This is a genomic window from Sphingomonas sp. PR090111-T3T-6A, assembly GCF_000383095.1.
In the GTDB taxonomy this organism is placed as follows: Bacteria; Pseudomonadota; Alphaproteobacteria; order Sphingomonadales; family Sphingomonadaceae; genus Solisphingomonas.
Genome location: NZ_AORL01000021.1, coordinates 743,923 through 762,635, shown reverse-complemented (window position 1 = coordinate 762,635; position 18,713 = coordinate 743,923). Strand labels below are relative to the sequence as shown.

Here is an 18,713-nt window from a genome sequence, read left to right as displayed (position 1 = left end):
GGCAGCGAAGGGGAGCGCAATGAGCGACACGAACACCGACGTGGTCATCATCGGCGGAGGACCGGCCGGCATGATGGCAGGCCTGCTGTTCGCGCGGGCTGGCGTGCGGACGACGGTTCTGGAGAAACATGCCGACTTTCTCCGCGACTTCCGGGGAGACACGGTGCATCCGTCGACGCTGACCGTCTTCCATGAACTCGGGCTGCTCGAAGGCCTGCTCGCCCGTCCTCATCAGCGGATCGATGAACTGGGCGGGCGGATATTCGGACGTGACATCAGGATCGCCGACTTCCGGCACCTGCCTGTCCCCGCGCCCTTCATCGCGTTGATGCCGCAATGGGATTTTCTCGACTTCGTGGCGGATGCGGCGCGGCGTCATCCCACGTTCACGCTGCGCCAGTCATGCGCCGGGCGAGAACTGGTCGAGGAGGACGGGCGCGTCGTCGGCGTCAGGACCAGCGACGGAGCAGGCATCCGTGCACGGCTCGTCATCGCCGCCGACGGCCGGGATTCGACACATCGCACGAACCTCCCTGCGACTGAGATCGGCGCTCCCATGGATGTGTTCTGGTTCCGCATCGCGAAGGCGCGGGGAGAGGCCAATCACAGCATGGGCGTATTCGATCGGGGGCGCATCTGCGTGTTGATCGATCGGGGCGATTACTATCAGGTGGGGTTCGTGTTCCCAAAGGGACGGGGAGCGCAAATCCAGGCCGAAGGGCTCGACCGCTTCCTCGAGCGAGTCCGGGCCGTCGGGCCCGAGACGCAGCGCGTTGCCGATAGCGTTGGAAGCTGGGACGACGTGAAGCTCCTCACGGTCACGGTGGACCGGCTTGAACGGTGGCATCGGCCGGGGCTTCTCGTGATCGGCGATGCCGCCCATGCGATGTCGCCGATCGGTGGCGTGGGCATCAACCTCGCCATCCAGGATGCCGTCGCGGCCGCCAATCTGCTCGCCGGGCCGATGGCGAAAGGCGAGGACGTCGAACCGTTGCTCCATCTCGTGCGCGATCGCCGTGCGTGGGCCGTGCGCTTCACTCAGGCGATGCAGAAATTCGCGCAGGATCATATCATCGAGCCGACGCTTCGGCGTCAGGATGGCAACGGCGAGCCGCCGCTTGCGCTCCGGGCCTTCGACCGCATCGAACTCCTCCGCCGGATTCCCGCCCGGGTCATCGGTCTGGGTGTGCGGCCTGAGCATGTGCGATCCCCCTCGGCCGATCCCGCCTGAAACCTCGTGGAGTGAGCCGAACGGCGGTCGTTTCCTGCGCGTTCGGGGGACAATCCGTCATTTCTTATCCATTTGCACTTTTAGATAGAACGATTTCATCAGGAGCGATTCCATGTTTGGTTAGTATTCTGGATATGAGCATGTCTTCTTGCTGGTAACAGCGAATGGTGTGGAGATTTATTGCGCGAGGGGTAACGGATTCGTCTGATATGGTCGAGCCGAATGCCGTCCGGCTTGTTCCGGCCTGAGGAGGGGGCCGCTTTCAAGGCTCGGCGGATGCCATGCGCTCGCCCGACCGACGACATGATCGCCCTGCGGTTCGATCAGGGCCGCGGTGGCTTCGTCGCGCCACGCCGTGGAGCGGGAGTTTTCCATAAATCCTAAGGATTTTCAGATGATTAGGGCGAAGGGCGATGGCGTCCTTCCACATGGTCAACTCCTCATTCGGCGGGCGCTATACGGATTGAGAGTGATATTCGCTCGGCCGGGCGATCTGTGTGAGGGCCTCGCCCGCGAGCGAGCTTTCGCCGTTGGTGGCAAGATCCGTGATCGACACGATACCCACCAGCCGCTTGTCCCGATCGACGACGGGCAGGCGCCGCACCTGAAGGTCGGCCATGTTGTAGAGGATGTCGACGCAGCTATCGTCGGCGTAGCAATAACGGACGTCGGGGCTCATCACCTCGCGGACGGTGGTATCCGAGGCCCGGCCATTGGCGACGCCTCGTATGACGATGTCGCGGTCGGTGATGACACCGATCAGCCGGTCGCCCTCGCCCACGGGCAGAAAGCCCGCGTCCAGCTCGGCCATCGCCCGTGCTGCTTCCTGTAGCGTCTCGGCCGGATCGGCGATCCGGACGTCCCTCGTCATGCATGCACTGATCTTCATGGCATCCTCCAAAGTCTGGAGGCCTTCTTGCGGGCCTTCGGAATTCCGTCCCGGTGCTTCGCCATGGCCGAAGCGCGGCAGATGCGCCGGGGTTCCTGCGGATGGGATCAGCGGACGGCTTTATCGGTCTGATCGTTCGGGCGTGCTTTGGGACGAGCCGCCGCGCTGATGTGATGGAGCGAGGGACACGCCGCCCGATCGAGACGTTCCCCCCGCAAGGATTGCGCGGACGCCGGAAGGCTCGGCCAAATTCAACGGGAGAATGTGATGCGTGGAACCATGGCGACGGTGGCCCTTGCGGCGCTTGCGTGCACGCTGGCCGGATGCGGCCCCAAGGCGAACGAGCAGGCGTCGGCAGCCGGCAATAGCGTGACGAACGTCTCGGAGGCGACCGGAAGCATGATCGCCAACGCCGCCGGCAGCGTGAAGGAAACGGTGACACCTGCGCCCAGCGGGCAGGAGTTCGCGGACAAGGCGGCGAAGAGCGACGCGTTCGAGATTGCCTCGGCGAAGCTCGCGCGGAGCAGGGCCACCTCCACCGATCTCAAGAGCTTCGCTTCGATGATGATCGAGGATCACACAGCCTCAACGGCGAAGATCAAGAAAGCCGCCGCAGAGGCGCAGCCGGCGATCACGCCGGACCCGACACTGACCGACGATCAGGCCGGGAAACTCGACGATCTTCGCAAGAAGGCGGGCGCGGATTTCGACAAGGAATATACGAGCCAGCAGGTGGACGCGCATGAGAAGGCGCTGTCGCTGATGACGCTCTACGCGGACAAGGGGGACGTGGCCTCGCTGAAGACCGCTGCCGCCGAGATCAAGCCGAAGGTGCAGGCCCATCTGGACCGGATCAAGGCTATCGAGAGCCAGCAATAGCACGGCCCGCCTATCCGATGGACGCATCGCCTGAAGAGTCGCATGTCGCATAACTGACATCGCGCTCTCTATCCGGACCGCTCGTTCACTGGCTGCTGCCACCAATCCGGTTGACGACTTTGATCTCGTTTTCCGTTTTTGAGCCAGTCCATCGCCACCCGCTAGGCGTGCTGACGTGAACTTCCTTGCGATCGTCCGACTTGCTTCAAATGCGACCGCGGCACCGCACTTGCGATTTTGCAGTCTGCTCCCCGGATCGTCCGCATCATGATTGCTATGTGACGATAATGGGTCGAAATGTATGAAATTACCGAAATAAATATCGATCAATGGGGAGGTTTTATCGATCGAGATAATTCGACCTTTGTCTAGTAAAATTGTCGGTGGAATAATGTCATCAATACTATCGACTATATGAATCTTTCGACTCGACTCAAATCCTATCGATTAGTTTGATTTAAATATCTAATATCGAAAGGATTTTTCTCATGTCTGATTTTTACAAATATTTTGGTTTCGTGGATTTGGGCGGCGGGCTGAATGCGGCGTCCCTCCATCGGAACCGATACCCGGCACAGGGAACCGCGCAGCAGTAGAGGCGCCCGTGCCGGCCGCGACACAATTTTCACATGCTCACCCATCGTCGGGCGGCGAGTCCAGCCGGGTTGCCGGTGTCGGCGATATCGCGCTGGTGAGCATGCCGTTCGGTCCCCTCTTCACTCCCTCGATCGCGCTCGGCCTGCTCGCCGGCGAATTGCGCCGCGCGGGCCATGAGCCGCGGACCCATTATTGCACCATCGCTTTTGCCGAGCGCATCGGCATGCATCTCTATGAGCGCATCTCCACGGGTTCGCCCGAAGGAACGCTGCTGCTCGGCGACTGGCTGTTCCGTGACGCCCTGCACGGGCCCGCCGATCCGGCGCGCGACGCTGCCTATCTCGCGTTGGTCGATATTTCGCTTCAGCGTCGCGCAAAGGCCCAGGAGGTGGGGGATTCCCCCTGGCGGACGCTCGCCGACGTCGAGGCCGATATCGCTCGTGTCCGCCCGGTGATCGACCCGTTCCTCGATGCCTGCGTCGATCGCGTGCTAGCGGGCGATCCGGCACTGGTCGGCTTCACGACTGTCTTCCAGCAGAATGCGGCCTCGCTTGCTCTGGCGAAGCGGATAAAGGCCCGGCGTCCTGCGGTGCAGATCGCCTTCGGCGGCGCGAACTGCGAATCCGTGATGGGGCAGCAGCTCCTCGAATCCTTCCCCTTCGTGGATCATGTCGTCTCCGGCGAGGGTGAGCGTGCCATCCTTGATATCGCTGCGCTCGCCTGTGCCGGGGCGGCTCCCGCTGCCCGCAAGGTGCGGATCGCCTCGGCGCCGGTCGACCTCAACAGCCTCGCCTATCCCGACTATTCCGCCTATTTCGAGCAGGTACGCGCCATGCCCGATGTCGAGCGGCGCGCCCGGCTGCTCTTCGAGACGTCGCGCGGGTGCTGGTGGGGCGAGCGCAGCCATTGCACCTTCTGCGGCCTGAATGGCACGGCCATGGCGTTCCGCAGCAAGCAGGCGGATCGCGCGCTCGACGAACTCGACTGGCTCATCACCCGTTTTCCAGGTCATGCGGTTTCGGTCGTCGACAACATCCTGGACCTCAAATATTTCGACAGCTTCGTTCCCAGGCTCCAGGCGAGCGGGATCGACGAGAAGCTGTTCTACGAGGTCAAGGCAAACCTGAAGAAGCAGCAGCTTCGGGAACTCCGCGCCGCCAACATTACGATGATCCAGCCGGGCATCGAGAGCTTGCATGACGGCGTGCTGCACCTGATGCGCAAGGGCGTCAGTGCGATCCAGAATATTCAGTTGCTCAAATGGTCGGCGGAACTCGGGATCAAGGTGCTGTGGAATTTCCTCTGGGGTTTCCCGGGCGAGCAGCCCGAATGGTATGCCAAGATGGCCGGGATCATTCCGCTCATCCGCCATCTCGAGGCGCCCGACGGCGGGGCGGGCATCCGGCTCGACCGCTTCAGCCCATTGTTCAATGAAGCCGCGCTCGGCGCGCGCAACGTGAAGCCCTATCCGGCCTATGACTTCGTCTATGCCGAGCAGCCCGGCGCGGCGCGTGCCAACCTCGCCTACCACTTCACCTTCGACTATCCCGACGAGCGCGACGTGCCGGCCTATACCGCCGATCTCCACGCCGCGATCCTCGACTGGAACGCGCATTCCGCAAAATGCGCCTTCTTCTCCATCCCGCTCGGCGACCAGTTGCTGCTGTGTGACCTGCGGGACCCGGTGAAGGTGGAACTGTCGGTGCTGTCTCCGCTCGACGCCCGGCTCCATGCGATCTGCGACGAGGCGAGCACGCTCGGCATCATCCACCAGGCACTCGCTGACCAGGCCGTATCGCGTGAGCAATGCGCGAAACGTCTCGACGCGCTCGTCAGGAGCGGCGCGATCCTGGAGATCAACGGCAAATATCTGAGCCTCGCCAGCCCGATGGGTGCCGAGGTGCCGAGTCTGGCCGCGCTGCAACGCTTCCACGTCCATCTGCGCGACATCGACATCTCGATCGACCCTCAGGTCGTGCGCGTGCCGGTCATGACGATCCCTGATGACGAGGGAGCGGCGGTCTATGCCTGAGCGGAAGATTCCGATGTCGGGCCTGCGGGCATGCCGGGGCGCTACGGCCTCGATCCGGCTTGTCCGACACCCTCCATGACGGGGGCCATCATCGAAACGCTGCGCTCGCTCAAGGGAGCGCTCACGCTGAACCACCTGAGGAAAGGACTGGTTATCATGCCTGATCTCACCACGACGAAAGTCGCCGCGACGGCGCTGAAGCGCCTCAATACCCGTTCGGAGAGCGGCACCGTCGAACTCGCCGCGAGCGACCTCACCAAGCCGGGCGCCGTATCCGTCAAGGGCGGCGTTCTGTCGATCCAGAACGAGAAGCTCGCGAACCTCATCCACACCAAGCTGGCGGATGCCTCGCGGCTCGTGCCCGGCGGGCTCGCCGCAGCCGATGTCGACGTCAGTGTCGGCGTCAAGGTGAAGTGACACGCGCTGCGTTTTGCAGTGCCGGACCACAATTGAGGAAGAACCGACATGCCTGACAAACTCGATCTGGCGAAAACCGCCTTCCGAACCCATGCAGAAACCAGCAGCGTCGCGATGGAACCGTCCGCGGTGCTCAAGGCCGACGCCGTCTCCGTGCATGGCGGCGTGCTGACCGTGAAGAACGAGGAGCTTGCGCATCTTATCCAATCCAAGCTGGCGGCTGCTTCACAACTCGCTGCCGGCCGGGCTGCCGCCGCCGACACCGATGTGAGCGTTGGCGTGAAGGTCCACTTCTGACGCATGGCCAAGCCGTAAATCATGCCATCGTTCGATCCGCTTGACGGGCCGGACCCCGGGGAGGCGATCCTGCGCTATCTGATCGAACTTCCCGGGGCTTTCGCGTCGCATTCCGGTACGACATTGTTCCACCATCTGCTCGGCACCTATCGGCTCCTCCGGGCCTGGGGCTGCGGCGAGACGGTTGGCGTTGTCGGGCTGTACCACTCGGTCTACGGCACCCCGGCATTCAAGACCGGCCCGCTCGATGCGCGCAGCCGGGACGCGGTGGCGGCGGTGATCGGCTCGGAGACCGAGGCGCTCGTCCACGCCTTCTCGCTGCTCGACTGGCGTGAGGCGCTGGCGGCCGATGAACCATGGTTCGCGGCGATTCCAGCCGAACTCAAGCTGGTCGCAGCCGCCAATTTCGTGGAGCAGCGGGAGCGTGTCTTCGGTCGGGGGCCTTTGCCGGAGGTCACGATGGCAGCGTATCGCCGGCTGCTTCCATATCTGTCGCCGCCGGCGGACACGCAGCTCGCCGCCGCACTCGACGGCCGGATGGACGCGGACGCTGCATGAAGGACCTGTTCCGCCTCGTCTTCGGCCGGGTCTCCCGCTTTTCCTATGGCGAATATCACACGGACTTCGCGGTCAACGCGCCCTTCTGGCTGCTCGACGCGGCCGCGCGGGCGCATGCCGATCTGAGCGGGGTTCCGGGCTTTGCCGATCTTCACGCCTATCTGCGTGATCGTTCAGAGGCTCATTGGAACGACCCCGAACTCTACCCCCATCTCCATGCGCTGCTCGCCGCACGCACCGCCGGAAGCGATCCCGAGCGCCATGTCCGCTGCCTGCGCGGACGGCTCGGCCTGTCTCCGGTCGAGCCCGCCATGCTCGTCCACCGCTATTTCCGCACCCATGGTGCCAAGCCGGCGACCTGGGAGATGTCGGAGGACAGCGTCCGCCCGGTTGAGGGTGCGATCCTCGATTGCGTGACCGGCGGCCCGATCGTCTATCGCCCGCTACCCGGCCTGTTCGACGACGTCGTCCATGACGGGATGCGTTACAACGGCGCCCGGCTCCCCGTTTCGGAGGCCGGGATGCGCGATGCGATCCTCGCCGGCCTGGTCACGGTACGGCGTTACGCAGCCGACCTGCACGAAGGCATCCTCGATGCAATCGGGGTGATCGCGATCACCGGCGACTGGAGTCCGGGCGACCGGAGCAGCTACAGCATGGGTGCGCACTATACCGGCGGCATCTTCACCTCGCTTTGCCCTGGCAGCCCGGAGTTGCAGGCGGAAAGCCTGATCCACGAATATTATCACCAGAGGCTCTGGCTCTGGTGGCTGATAGAGGGACCTGCGGATTTGCCCGACCGCGAGGTCAAGATGATCTCCCCGGTGAGCGGGCTCGAACGGCCGGTCGTGGTGATGATGCAGGCGTTGCTCATCTATGCGAGCCTCGCCGATTATTATCGCTGGCTGCTTCATGGCGACATATCGGGAGCGGATTGGATCGAGCGGCGCTGGCAGGCGCTTGACCGCGGTCGCGACACGCTCGCGGACATATTGCGCGACCGGCTGGAGGAACGGCCGCAAAGCCGGCACTTCGTCGATGCGGTGATGCTTGCCGCCTGATCTGCTCAAGCAATCGGTGTGCGATACCGCATGGAGCAGCAACCTGGCTAGGCCAGATGGCGTCCGTCGGAGAGGACAGCTTGGGAAGCGGTCGCTGGACCTGCGGCTTCTGCTAAGCCGTTGAAATCACTGGTGACCCCTACGGGACTCGAACCCGTGTTTTCGCCGTGAGAGGGCGACGTCCTAGACCGCTAGACGAAGGGGCCGTTCAGCAGAGGCCGGTCCTCTATGGGGAGGCCGGCCTCGCGTCAACAGGTAAATTACATTTTTTAGGCTGCGTGCCGTTCCCGCTCGCGCAGCTCCTGATTCACCATGTCGGCGAGCAGGAAAGCAAGCTCCAGCGACTGGCCCGCATTGAGGCGCGGATCGCAGTGCGTGTGGTAGCGGGCGGCCAGACCTTCGTCGGTGATCGCCACGGCGCCGCCGGTGCATTCGGTGACGTTCTGGCCGGTCATCTCGATGTGGATGCCGCCGCCATGCGTGCCTTCCGCGCGGTGCACCGCGAAGAAGCCGCGCACTTCGCCGAGGATGCGCTCGAACGGACGCGTCTTGTAGCCGTTGGCGGCCTTCACGACGTTGCCGTGCATCGGATCGCACGACCACACCACCGGACGCCCCTCGCGCTTCACGGCGCGGACGAGGGCGGGCAGGCCCTTCTCGATCTTGTCGTGCCCATAGCGCGTGATGAGCGTCACCCGGCCCGGCGTGCGCTTCGGATCGAGCGTGTCGAGCAGGCGCAGCAGCACGTCCGGCTCGAGGCTCGGGCCGCACTTGATGCCGATCGGGTTGTTGATGCCGCGCAGGAACTCGACATGCGCCGAGCCCTCGAAGCGGGTCCGGTCGCCGATCCAGATCATGTGGGCCGACGTGTCGTACCATTCGCCGGTGAGCGAATCCTGGCGCGTCATCGCCTGCTCGTAGGGGAGCAGGAGGCCCTCATGACTGGTGTAGAAATGCGTGCCCTGGAGTTGGGGAACCGTCTCCGGGTTGACGCCGCACGCCGCCATGAAGTCGAGCGCGTCGCCGATGCGATCGGCCAGCGCCTGATAACGATCGGCCCACGGACTACGGCCCATGAACTCGAGCGTCCAGCGGTGGACCTGCAACAGGTTCGCATAGCCACCCTGCGCGAAGGCGCGCAGCAGGTTCAGCGTCGAGGCCGACTGGTTGTAGCCGCGGATCATCCGCTCCGGATCGGGGCGACGCGATTCCGGCGTGAAGGCGATGTCGTTGACGTTATCGCCGCGATAGCTCGGCAGCGAGACGCCGTCGATCTCCTCCATCGGGGCGGAGCGCGGCTTGGCGAACTGGCCCGCCATGCGGCCGACCTTCACCACCGGCATCTTCGACGCGAAGGTGAGCACCACCGCCATCTGGAGAAGCACGCGGAAGGTGTCGCGGATGTTGTTCGGATGGAACTCCGCAAAGCTCTCCGCGCAATCGCCGCCCTGAAGCAGAAAAGCCTTGCCGGCGGCCACTTCGGCCAGCTCAGCCGTCAGCGCGCGCGCCTCGCCGGCAAAGACGAGCGGCGGAAAGCGCGAGATCTGATCTTCGGCGGCCGCGAGCGCGGCAGGATCGGGATAGTCGGGCAACTGTCGCGCTTCGAATTCGCGCCAGCTTTCGGGGGCCCATGCGGTGGCCATTTTCATGCTCCTTTCGGGCCGCCGTCCTTGGTCCAAACGGGGCTGAAAGGCAATGGATGTTCGTGACCGGAGCTGGACGAGAAATATTGTTCAACCCTATCGAGTATCTTCTCCGCCGCATCCCCCTGGCCGAAAGGGAAGGCGGGACGGGCCATTGCGGCATGGGCGGCAGGGTCGTCGAGAAGACGCGCGGCGGTCTCCACAATCTGGTCCGGATCGGTGCCGACCAGCGCGAGATTGCCGGTGGCGAGGCCCTCCGGCCGCTCGGTGACGTCGCGTAGCACCAGGGTAGGGATGCCGAGTGCAGGAGCCTCTTCCTGAATGCCGCCGCTGTCGGTGAGGATCAGCCGCGCCGCGCTCATCGCGGCCACCGTGTCGCGATAGGGAAGGGCGCCCAGCAGGCGGATGGCGGGATGCCCGCCCAGCCGCGCGCGGATCGTGCCGCCCACCGCCGGATTGGGGTGGACGGGGCAGAGGACGATGACGTCGCCCCGCGCCGCGAGGCGGAGCACGGCATCGCAGATGCGCTCCATCCCTTCGCCGATGCTCTCCCGCCGGTGGCAGGTGAGCAGGATCAGCGAAGGCAGGCTGGGCGATGGCGCGGTGTGGCGGCCGATGCCGGCGCGGGTGAGGAGGAGCGCGTCGATACCGGTGTTGCCCGTGACATGGATGGCGCCCATGACATCGGGATCGGCTTCGAGATTGGCGGCCGCCTGTCGGGTCGGCGCGAAGAGCAGGGTGGCCATGCGGTCGATCCGCACGCGGTTGCGTTCTTCCGGCCAGGGATGTTGCAGATCGAACGATCGCAACCCTGCCTCGACATGCCCCACGGGAATGCCGAGCCCCTGCGCGGCCACGGCACCGGCGAGGGCGCTGTTGGTATCGCCCTGCACGAGAACGAGATCAGGCGAGGCCGCGCGGAGAACGGGCTCGATCGCGCCGGAGAGGCGCTCGACCACGACATCCGGATCGCTGTCCCGGAGGAGCGGGCCGAGGCGCAGGTCGGGCGCGAGGTGAAAGCCGGCCAGCGCTTCGTCGAACAGCACATCGTGCTGCCCGGTGGCGAGGATGCGATGCCGGAGCTGCCGGCGCCGACAGGCCGCGAGCGCGACGGGAGCGATCTTGATCGCTTCCGGGCGCGTGCCCACGATGCTCAACAGGTGAACGCTGCGCTCGCCCCCGAACGAAACCATCGCCACTGCCCCCCAGCATGCGCCGGGGGACAGAGTGATTCATTCCGATGACGAAACAAGAGGGATCAGGCGTCTTCGAGCAGCGGGCGCCATTCCCAGCGCAATGCATCGCCGTCCATGATATCGACGCCGGCAGCCTTGAGGCGGTCGCGGGCGGCGTCGGCAGCGGCGAAGTTCTTGGCGGCGCGGGCCTGCTGGCGCTCATCGAGCAGGGCGTCTACCTCCGCGTCGGTCAGCGTCGCGTCTTCCGGGCGTACCGAGAGCGCGCGGCGGTCGAGATCGAGCAGGCCGAGGCCGAGCGCGAGATCGAAGTCCGCGATCAGGCGGAGCTTCTCGTCGGCCGGAAGGGTGGAGGCGATCACAGCGTCCAACACGGGGAGCGCCTGCGGGGTCATGAGGTCCGCCGACAGCGCCTCGTCGAAACGAGCGACGAAGGTGAGGGCCTCGTCGCTCAGGCCGCTCTCCAGCGTGCGCCGCTGCCAGTCGAACGGTGCGCCCTTGCCGTAGCCGGCCTCCTGCGATGGTCGCAGCGCGGCCGGATCGAGCGTCGCCTCGGCCTTGAGCGCGGCGATGGCGATGGCGAGGCGCTTGAGGCGGGTCAGCGCGGCGGAGATCGCTTCGAGGGAGAATTCCAGCTCCGAGCGATAATGCGCGCCGAGGCAGAGCAGGCGATAGGCGAGCGGATGCACGCCCCGCGCGGTGAGCGCCCCCAGCGTCGCGACGCCGCCCTTGGACTTCGACATCTTCCCCGTCCTGTCGACGAGGAAATTGTTGTGCATCCAGATGTTGGCGCCCGTCTTTGCGGTGCCGTTATAGGCCTGGTTCTGCGCGATCTCGTTGCAGTGATGGATCTCGCGATGATCGATGCCGCCCGTATGGATGTCGAACTGCTCGCCGAGATATTTGAGGCTCATCACCGAGCATTCGAGATGCCAGCCCGGCGCGCCCGGACCCCAGGGGGAGAGCCACTCCATCTGCCGCTGCTCGCCCTCCGGCGACCGGCGCCAGATCGCGAAGTCGGCCGGGTGGCGCTTGCCTTCCACCGCGTCGATGCGCGCGACCTCGGGCCCGTCCATCGCGCTCCGGGCGAGGCGGCCATAGTCGGGCACCTTGGTCACGTCGAAATAGAGACCGCCGTCGATCTCATAGGCCGCGCCCTGCTTTTCCAGTGCGTCGGCGAAGGCGATCATGTCCTGGATATGATCGGTCGCCACGCTCCAGATCGATGGATCGAGAATGCCGAGCGCCTTGAGATCGGCCTTGAAGAGCCGGGTGTAACGTGCCGCGATATCCCAGATCGTCGTACCGGCCTTCTGGGCTGCCAGCTCCATCTTGTCGTCGCCGGCATCGGCGTCCGAAGTCAGGTGTCCGACGTCGGTGATGTTGATGACGTGCGTGGTGGCGTAGCCCTTCCAGTTCAGCGTGCGGCGCAGCGTGTCGGTGAAGACATAGGCGCGCAGATTGCCGAGATGCGCGGTCGAATAGACCGTCGGGCCGCAGGAATAGAGCCGCACCATCTTCGGGTCGATCGGCTGGAACGGCTCGATCGCGCGGCTGAGGCTGTTGAACAGGGTGAGGGGAGCGCCGGCTGTCGTCATGCTCGCGGCCATAATGCGATTTCGGGGCCGAGGGAAACCTCCCGCGTGGATCAGCCCTGCTCCGAGAAGGCACGGACGGCGCCTGCCGCGATCGAGAGGGCGATCTCGGCCGGGCCGATGCCGCCGATGTCGATGCCGGCAGGGCCGTCGATACGGGCCAGCGCCGCTTCGTCGAAACCCATCGTCGCGAGCCTCTCCAGCCGCCGGGCGTGGCTGCGGCGCGAGCCGAGCGCGGCGATGTAACCCGCCGGAGACCGGAGCGCGGCGGCCAGCGCCGGGTCGTCGATCTTGATGTCGTGCGAGAGGGTGACGATCGCCGTCGCCCGATCCGGCTTCGCGGCGGCAACCGCCTCGTCGGGCCAGCGATCGTCGAGGATCGTGTCGGGGAAGCGATCTTGGGTGAGGAAGCGCTCGCGGGGGTCGATCACCGTGACGGCCATGCCGAGTTCCCGCGCCAGGCGGACGAGCGACTGGCCGATCTGCACCGCCCCGACGATGAGCATGCGCCGAGGAGGGCCATAACTGTTGAGAAATGCCCCATCATGAGCCTGCTCGCTCGTCCGACCCGTATCGAGGTCGGTCGCGAGCAGCAGGGTGTCGCCGGCAAGGCGGGCCGTGGCGATCCTGTCGAAAAGATGCGCGGGGAAGCCGGTTTCGGAAACGGGCTGCACGAGCAACTCTATCTCTCCGCCGCAGGGGAGGCCGGTCTCCCACGCGGTCGGGTCGGTCACCCCATATCGCAGGCGTCGCGGGCTTCCCTGGGCGATGACGTCCGCCCCGGCGACGAGAACTTCCCCTTCGACGCAGCCCCCGGACACCGATCCCTCGAAGCGGCCGTCCGCCGCGATCAGCATATGGCTCCCGCGGGGCCGTGGAGCGGAACCCCAGGTCGAAACGACCGTCGCCAGGGCCAGAGGCAGGCCCCTCCATTCGAGGGCACGCGCGAGAAGCTGGTCGATATCCGCCACGCAGCAGATTTAAGCACGCACATTGGCGCGCGCAAATGTGTCAGTGGCGGGGAACGGCCGGATCGGTCGAGAGGCTGATATGTCCGAGCCCGCCATCATTCAGCCGCGCGACGCCCGACAGGAGCGCGCTGAAGCCGGAGCCGACCGCCTCCTCCTCCAGAAGCAGCGCCAGCGTAGCGCGGGCGCGCGGCGGGTCCTCGCCGGCGTCGCGGCAGAGTTGGAGCAGCACGGCCTCGTCGTCGCCGATCCTGTCATGGGCGAGCGGAGAGAAGGATATCTTCCGAGTCGCGCGACGGTTCAGCTCGGCCAGAAAGGTGTGGAGGTGGGGGAGCGCCGGCAACACGCCATGTCGCGCAAAGGCCGGCGCGATCGCACCCGGCGGGCATTGGCCGCCCGTGGCCGCGTGGATCCAGCCCCGCATCGCCCAGAGGAGGAAGCGTCCGCCCGCACCCAGCCGGGATACCGGGCGATCGACGAAATCATACATCGGACACTCTCCTTTTGAGAATTGATCTCAATAAACCTCAGCTTGCTCACCGGGTCAAGATTATTGAGATCGGTTCTCAATACGCTTCGGCGCATCCGTCGCGGGCTTGGTCGCAGAATCGGTCGAACCTTGCGCTCAGATGAATAACCTACAATTGCACTAGGGAATTATCGGCGGCATATTCGATCGGAATAGGAGAGCCCGCCATGTTCCAGGATCGCCTGAGCCGGACGCCGCTTTGCCTGACCCTGCCGGGTCTCGACGGCAGCGGGCCGAATCATTGGCAGACGCTGTGGGAAGAGCAGCGGCCCAATGTCGAGCGGGTGGATCTCGGCTGCTGGTCGCGGCCTTCGCGCAATCTGTGGATCGCCCGTCTGGAACGCAGGATCGCCGAGGCACGGGGGCCTGTGGTGCTGGTGGCGCACAGCCTCTCCTGCCATCTGGTGGCATGGTGGGCGGCGTTGGCAGGCGAAGGCGCGTCGCGGCCCGTCGTGGGGGCGATGCTGGTCGCGCCGCCTGATCTCGATCGGGTGAGCGTCGATCCCCGCATCGCGGAGTTCGCGCCGTCTCCGCGCTCCGTGCTGCCGTTCCCGACGGTGGTCGTCGCGAGCCAGGACGATCCCTGGTGCACGGCCGCCCGTGCACGGGAAATGGCCGGAAACTGGCTGGCGGCCTTTTGCGACATGGGCGAGGCAGGGCACATCAACGATCTGTCCGGCCTTGCCCACTGGCCGGCCGGGCAGCGCGTGCTGGATCATCTGCTGGATCATGTCTGCGCCCGCGGCGCGCGGCGGATTGACGATGAGACAGTGCGTTTCCAGCCGGAGCAGATCGTCCCCGTTCCGGCCTGAGGCCACGCATCGCCGCGAATATCCGCTTCCTCCCCGTCTTGCCGCTACAATAGAAGCGAAGGCGAAGGGGATTTGCGTGATGAGGCGGCGTTGGGGGCTGGCGGTGCTGGCCATGTGCGGAGCGGCGGGCTTCGCGGGGCAGGCGAGGGCGGACGAGCGGGATTTCTGCGCCGACCGGCCGGGCAAGGCGACGCCGAGTTGCACGCTCGATCCCGGCCGCTTCCAGATCGAGGCAGGGCTGTTCGATTATGCACACAGTCGCGACCGTGACACGATCGAGGACGACGAATCGACCGGCGATCTGCTCCTGCGCTACGGTGTGGACGATCATACGGAAGCGCGCATCGGCTGGGACGGCTATGGCTGGACCCGCAGCCGGGACCGGATGACCGGTCTGGTCGAACATGGCCGGGGCGCGGGCGATCTCACCCTCTCGCTCCGGCGCAATCTCCGGCATCCCGATGACAGCGGCACGGCCTTCGCGGTCATGCCGAGCGTGACGCTGCCGGTCGGGCGCAATCCCGTCGGCGCCGGAACGTGGAGCGCAGGCATCGTCACGCCTTTCGGCGCGGATCTGGCGAAGAACTGGCGCCTCACGCTCGATCCGGAGGTGGATGCCGCGGCCGATGCGGATCGGCACGGGCGGCATCTCGCTTATGCCATGGCGGCGGCGGTGACCCGCTCCGTCGGAGAGGACTGGCAGTTCACCATGGAAGGCTGGGCGATGCGGGACGATGATCCGTCGGGCCATGTCACGCAGTCGTCGGTGGATTTCAGCACCGCGTGGCAGCGCACCAAAAACCAGCAGGTCGATCTGTCCGCTTATGTGGGAACATCGCGGGCCACGCCGCGGATAGAGCTGGTGCTCGGCGTATCGGAGCGCTTCTAGCGCGACGGCTGACAATGAGCACGGCCGACGAGGGGCCGCGTCATCGATATGCCATTGATTTTCAGGAAGAAGAGTGGAGGCCCGAGCCGGAATCGAACCGGCGTGCAAGGATTTGCAGTCCTCTGCGTAACCACTCCGCCATCGGGCCGAGAGCGGCGCAGATGCTCGGGTTTCGCTTCTGCGTCAAGACCGGGTTCGCACTAATTTCCGAAGAGCCCACGAGCGCTGCCTGCTCCGGGACGAACGGGATAGTCCGCCTTCGGCTTGCATCCCGTTGCGGCCAGAGCGGTGAACGCCTAGAGATCGCTCGCGTGAGATAGTGTATTGTCAAGCTAATACAGTTGTGCGAGGTCAGGACTCATGAGCGAACGGGATTTCGATCAGCTTCGGCGTGCGATGGTGTCGAACCAGCTGCGCACCAACAAGGTGACCGACGCGGCGGTGCTGGCGGCGTTCGGCGCCGTGGCGCGCGAGAATTTTGTGGCTGAGGATCAGGGCGGCCTCGCCTATCGCGATACGATCGTGTCGCTGGGCGAAGGGCGCGGCCTCAATCCGCCGATCGCAACCGGTCGATTGCTGGACGCCGCGGCGCCCCAGCCGGACGAGCGTGCGCTCGTGGTCGGCGCGGGCACGGGCTATGTCGCGGCGCTGCTCGCGTCGATGGGCTGCTCGGTGACGGCTCTGGAACAGTCGGCGATGCTGGCTGCACGTGCGCGCAGCTCGCTGGCGGGCGTGACCGGCGTGACGCTGGTCGAGGGTTTGCTGACGGAGGGCTGGCTTGCCGGTGCTCCCTATGATCTCGTCTATGTCGATGGCGGGGTAGAGCAGCTGCCCGAGCCGCTCGTCGCGCAGGTGGCGGAAGGCGGCCGGCTGGTCGGCGCGCTCGTGGAGCGTGGCGTGAGCCGGCTGATCATGGGTCGCCGCACGGGCGGGACCTTCGCTTACAAGGCATTCGCGGATGTCGAGACGGCGCCGCTGCCCGGCTTCGCACCGGCACCGGCCTTCACTTTTTAGGAAGAGGCAGAGGGGGGAACATGAAGAGGGTGGGTGTGGTGAAGACGGGCGCGGCGCTGACGGCGCTCGCGGCCGTGCTGGCTGGTGAGGGCGGAGCGCAGGCGACGACCCTCACCGACGCCTTGCTTGCCACTTATGCCAGCAATCCTACCCTGACCGAGCAACGCGCTCAGTTGCAGGCGACCGACGAGCAGGCGGCGATCGCCCGTGCCGGCGGTCGGCCGACGCTGGGCGGGCGGGTCGATTATACGCATGGCATCCGGGGCCTCAGGGTGCTCCAGGGCTTGAATGAATCGGTGACGGCGAGCGCGCAGGTGAGTGTACCGCTCTATCAGGGCGGCCGTGTGCGCAACGCGGTCCACGCGGCCGACAGCCGGGTCGATGCGGGGCGCCAGACGCTCAGGGCAACCGAGGGCGACGTGCTGGTCCAGGCGGTCTCGGCCTATATGGACGTGGTGCGCGACCGCGCGATCGTCGAGCTGAACACCAACAATGTGAAGGTGCTCCAGACCAATCTGGATGCCACCAACGATCGCTTTCAGGCGGGCGACCTGACCCGCACCGACGTCGCCCAGTCACAGGCGCGTCTGGAGGACGGCCGCAGCCAGCTGACCACGGCGCGCAGCAATCTGACCAGCAGCGAAGAGAATTACCGGCGCGTGATCGGGCAGGCTGCCGCGTCGCTCGACCAGCCGCCGCCGCTTCCGACGCTTCCCGATACCGGAGACAAGGCCGAGGATACGGCGGTCAACAACAATCCCGACATCGCCGCCTCCAAGGAATCCGTGAAGGCAGCGCGCTATGATGTTTCCACGGCCAGAGCGAGCCGGATGCCGAGCATCTCGGCATCAGCGAGCAACCAATATTATCGCTATTCGGGTTTCGCAGGAAACGGCCTTGGCGTTCCGACTGGCAACATTTCCGGCAATGCCTCGCAGGCGGGTGTGACGCTGACCCTCCCGCTCTATCAGGGCGGCTTGCCGAGCGCGCAGATCCGTCAGGCGCAGGCGTTCGAATCGGCCGCGCTGGAGCATGAGGTTGCCACCGAGCGGCAGGTGATCGCGAATGCGCGCTCCGCCTTCTCCACCTATCAGGCGGCTCTGGAGGTGATCCGGTCGAGTCAGGAGGCGCTCAAGGCCAACACGCTGGCGCTGGAGGGCGTGCGCGCCGAACAGGGCGTCGGCGAGCGGCAGGTGCTCGACGTGCTGAACGCGGAGCAGGAACTGCTGGGCAGCCAGGTGACGCTCGTGTCGGCGCAACGAGACGCCTATGTCGCGGGCTTCGCGCTGCTCAATTCGATGGGCCTCGTCGACTACAAGCATCTGGGGCTTCAGGGCGGCGCGCTCTATGATCCGACCGTCAATTATCGCCATGCCGTGCACGTCGTGGGCGATTGGTCCGAAAATCCGACGCCGCAGCCGATCGCGAAGGTGAGCTACGGCCCGCAGGTCGTCCCTGAAAATCCCCCCGTGACTCCGCCCTCAAACTAGGAATAGACTAGGGTTTATGGGGCAGATTAACCATGAACCGTCGATGGAGGACATCCTTGCCTCCATCAAGCGAATCATCGCCGAGGACAGCGAGGCTGCCGGGGCGAGGCCGCCACGGCTTCGCCGCGAGGCCATGGAAGCGGTTTCGGCGAGCCCCGTGCTCGCGACCAAGCGCCCCAAATCCGCGCTGCCGGTGAGCGAGGTGACGGAGGAGCCGGTCGAGCCGGCGGCCGAAGTCGAGGCCGCGCCTGCCGAGCCGGAAGGCGAGTCCGCCGAAGTTTCCGACGCCGGCGAGGCGTCCAACGACATATTGGAGCTGACCAGCCCCATGCCCGAAGCTGCCGCCGAACCCGCTCCGTCCGCTTCGGCCTCCAAGCCCGGCGTCGACGGGCTGACGTCCACGACGGCCGCCGTCGCCAGCCGCAACGCCTTCGCCGCGCTCAGCCAGCTTCAGGTGCGCGCCGAGACGGGGCAGGAGAACACGCTGGAAGGCCTTGTGACGGATATGCTCCGCCCGATGCTGCGCGAATGGCTGGACCGCGAGTTGCCCACGCTGGTCGAGCGTCTGGTGTCGGCGGAGGTCGCGCGTCTCAGCGGGCGCGGCTGAACGCTTGGCAGG

Annotated in this window: 18 protein-coding genes and 2 tRNA genes; 12 read left to right on the top strand and 8 right to left on the bottom strand. The window is 65.6% G+C overall.

Going from position 1 to position 18,713, the window contains the following annotated elements:
- The first annotated feature begins 19 nt into the window (after positions 1 to 19).
- The gene (locus tag ST3T6A_RS0113705) at positions 20 to 1,231 is read left to right on the top strand and encodes an FAD-dependent oxidoreductase (RefSeq protein ID WP_019833507.1); all 1,212 of its coding nucleotides are present in this window, start codon (positions 20 to 22) and stop codon (positions 1,229 to 1,231) included.
- A 454-nt stretch (positions 1,232 to 1,685) separates the two neighbouring features.
- Here the strand turns inward: ST3T6A_RS0113705 and ST3T6A_RS0113700 are convergent, their stop codons facing one another.
- Positions 1,686 to 2,102, bottom strand: a complete 417-nt coding sequence (locus tag ST3T6A_RS0113700; RefSeq protein WP_202804594.1) for a CBS domain-containing protein — start codon at positions 2,100 to 2,102, stop codon at positions 1,686 to 1,688.
- Positions 2,103 to 2,387: 285 nt separating this feature from the next.
- Here ST3T6A_RS0113700 and ST3T6A_RS0113695 point away from each other — a divergent pair, with 285 nt between their 5' ends.
- The 6 genes from ST3T6A_RS0113695 (at position 2,388) to ST3T6A_RS0113670 (ending at position 7,961) form a co-directional block, all read left to right on the top strand.
- Positions 2,388 to 2,999 carry a DUF4142 domain-containing protein gene (locus tag ST3T6A_RS0113695; RefSeq protein ID WP_202804593.1) on the top strand — a complete coding sequence of 204 codons (612 nt, stop codon included), beginning with the start codon at positions 2,388 to 2,390 and terminating at the stop codon, positions 2,997 to 2,999.
- Positions 3,000 to 3,603: 604 nt separating this feature from the next.
- Entirely contained in the window at positions 3,604 to 5,628 is a 2,025-nt protein-coding gene (locus ST3T6A_RS20205; RefSeq protein WP_328285288.1) for a RiPP maturation radical SAM C-methyltransferase, read from the top strand.
- 75 nt (positions 5,629 to 5,703) lie between these two features.
- Complete coding sequence (locus tag ST3T6A_RS0113685; RefSeq protein WP_019833503.1) at positions 5,704 to 6,045, top strand: hypothetical protein; 342 nt, start codon at positions 5,704 to 5,706, stop codon at positions 6,043 to 6,045.
- A gap of 48 nt (positions 6,046 to 6,093) precedes the next feature.
- Positions 6,094 to 6,342, top strand: coding sequence for a hypothetical protein (locus ST3T6A_RS0113680; RefSeq protein ID WP_019833502.1), 249 nt, complete (start codon positions 6,094 to 6,096; stop codon positions 6,340 to 6,342).
- Between the two features lie 21 nt (positions 6,343 to 6,363).
- A complete protein-coding gene (locus tag ST3T6A_RS21720; RefSeq protein WP_019833501.1) occupies positions 6,364 to 6,900 on the top strand; it encodes a DUF6817 domain-containing protein in 537 nt (178 codons plus the stop codon).
- Positions 6,897 to 7,961, top strand: coding sequence for an HEXXH motif-containing putative peptide modification protein (locus tag ST3T6A_RS0113670; protein WP_019833500.1), 1,065 nt, complete (start codon positions 6,897 to 6,899; stop codon positions 7,959 to 7,961). Before ST3T6A_RS21720 ends, ST3T6A_RS0113670 begins: the two co-directional genes overlap by 4 nt.
- A 130-nt stretch (positions 7,962 to 8,091) precedes the next feature.
- Here ST3T6A_RS0113670 and ST3T6A_RS0113665 read toward each other — a convergent pair.
- The 6 genes from ST3T6A_RS0113665 to ST3T6A_RS0113640 all read right to left on the bottom strand — a co-directional run bounded on the left by ST3T6A_RS0113665 (position 8,092) and on the right by ST3T6A_RS0113640 (position 13,850).
- Positions 8,092 to 8,167 (bottom strand) — tRNA-Glu (locus ST3T6A_RS0113665).
- Between the two features lie 63 nt (positions 8,168 to 8,230).
- On the bottom strand, positions 8,231 to 9,604 hold the full coding sequence (locus ST3T6A_RS0113660; RefSeq protein WP_019833499.1) for a class II 3-deoxy-7-phosphoheptulonate synthase: 1,374 nt from the start codon (positions 9,602 to 9,604) through the stop codon (positions 8,231 to 8,233).
- A 2-nt stretch (positions 9,605 to 9,606) separates the two neighbouring features.
- The gene (gene wecB, locus ST3T6A_RS0113655) at positions 9,607 to 10,797 is read right to left on the bottom strand and encodes a non-hydrolyzing UDP-N-acetylglucosamine 2-epimerase (protein ID WP_037538435.1); all 1,191 of its coding nucleotides are present in this window, start codon (positions 10,795 to 10,797) and stop codon (positions 9,607 to 9,609) included.
- 65 nt (positions 10,798 to 10,862) lie between these two features.
- Positions 10,863 to 12,395, bottom strand: a complete 1,533-nt coding sequence (gene cysS / locus ST3T6A_RS0113650) for a cysteine--tRNA ligase (protein WP_235785797.1) — start codon at positions 12,393 to 12,395, stop codon at positions 10,863 to 10,865.
- Positions 12,396 to 12,445: 50 nt separating this feature from the next.
- The gene (locus tag ST3T6A_RS0113645) at positions 12,446 to 13,363 is read right to left on the bottom strand and encodes an XdhC family protein (protein ID WP_026359706.1); all 918 of its coding nucleotides are present in this window, start codon (positions 13,361 to 13,363) and stop codon (positions 12,446 to 12,448) included.
- Positions 13,364 to 13,403: 40 nt separating this feature from the next.
- Positions 13,404 to 13,850 carry a hypothetical protein gene (locus ST3T6A_RS0113640; protein ID WP_019833495.1) on the bottom strand — a complete coding sequence of 149 codons (447 nt, stop codon included), beginning with the start codon at positions 13,848 to 13,850 and terminating at the stop codon, positions 13,404 to 13,406.
- A 206-nt stretch (positions 13,851 to 14,056) separates the two neighbouring features.
- Between ST3T6A_RS0113640 and ST3T6A_RS0113635 the strand changes: the two genes are divergently transcribed.
- Complete coding sequence (locus tag ST3T6A_RS0113635) at positions 14,057 to 14,701, top strand: RBBP9/YdeN family alpha/beta hydrolase (RefSeq protein WP_019833494.1); 645 nt, start codon at positions 14,057 to 14,059, stop codon at positions 14,699 to 14,701.
- Positions 14,702 to 14,780: 79 nt separating this feature from the next.
- Positions 14,781 to 15,590, top strand: coding sequence for a transporter (locus ST3T6A_RS0113630; protein WP_019833493.1), 810 nt, complete (start codon positions 14,781 to 14,783; stop codon positions 15,588 to 15,590).
- A gap of 74 nt (positions 15,591 to 15,664) precedes the next feature.
- Here the strand turns inward: ST3T6A_RS0113630 and ST3T6A_RS0113625 are convergent.
- Positions 15,665 to 15,738 (bottom strand) — tRNA-Cys (locus ST3T6A_RS0113625).
- A 212-nt stretch (positions 15,739 to 15,950) separates the two neighbouring features.
- Here ST3T6A_RS0113625 and ST3T6A_RS0113620 point away from each other — a divergent pair.
- The 3 genes from ST3T6A_RS0113620 to ST3T6A_RS0113610 are packed head-to-tail and all read left to right on the top strand — an operon-like array spanning position 15,951 to position 18,701.
- Positions 15,951 to 16,604 (top strand): protein-L-isoaspartate O-methyltransferase family protein, encoded by a 654-nt coding sequence (locus tag ST3T6A_RS0113620; RefSeq protein ID WP_019833492.1) that lies wholly within the window; start codon positions 15,951 to 15,953, stop codon positions 16,602 to 16,604.
- Between the two features lie 20 nt (positions 16,605 to 16,624).
- Positions 16,625 to 18,094, top strand: coding sequence for a TolC family outer membrane protein (locus ST3T6A_RS0113615; protein ID WP_019833491.1), 1,470 nt, complete (start codon positions 16,625 to 16,627; stop codon positions 18,092 to 18,094).
- Between the two features lie 43 nt (positions 18,095 to 18,137).
- Positions 18,138 to 18,701, top strand: a complete 564-nt coding sequence (locus ST3T6A_RS0113610; protein WP_019833490.1) for a DUF2497 domain-containing protein — start codon at positions 18,138 to 18,140, stop codon at positions 18,699 to 18,701.
- Positions 18,702 to 18,713: the final 12 nt, after the last annotated feature.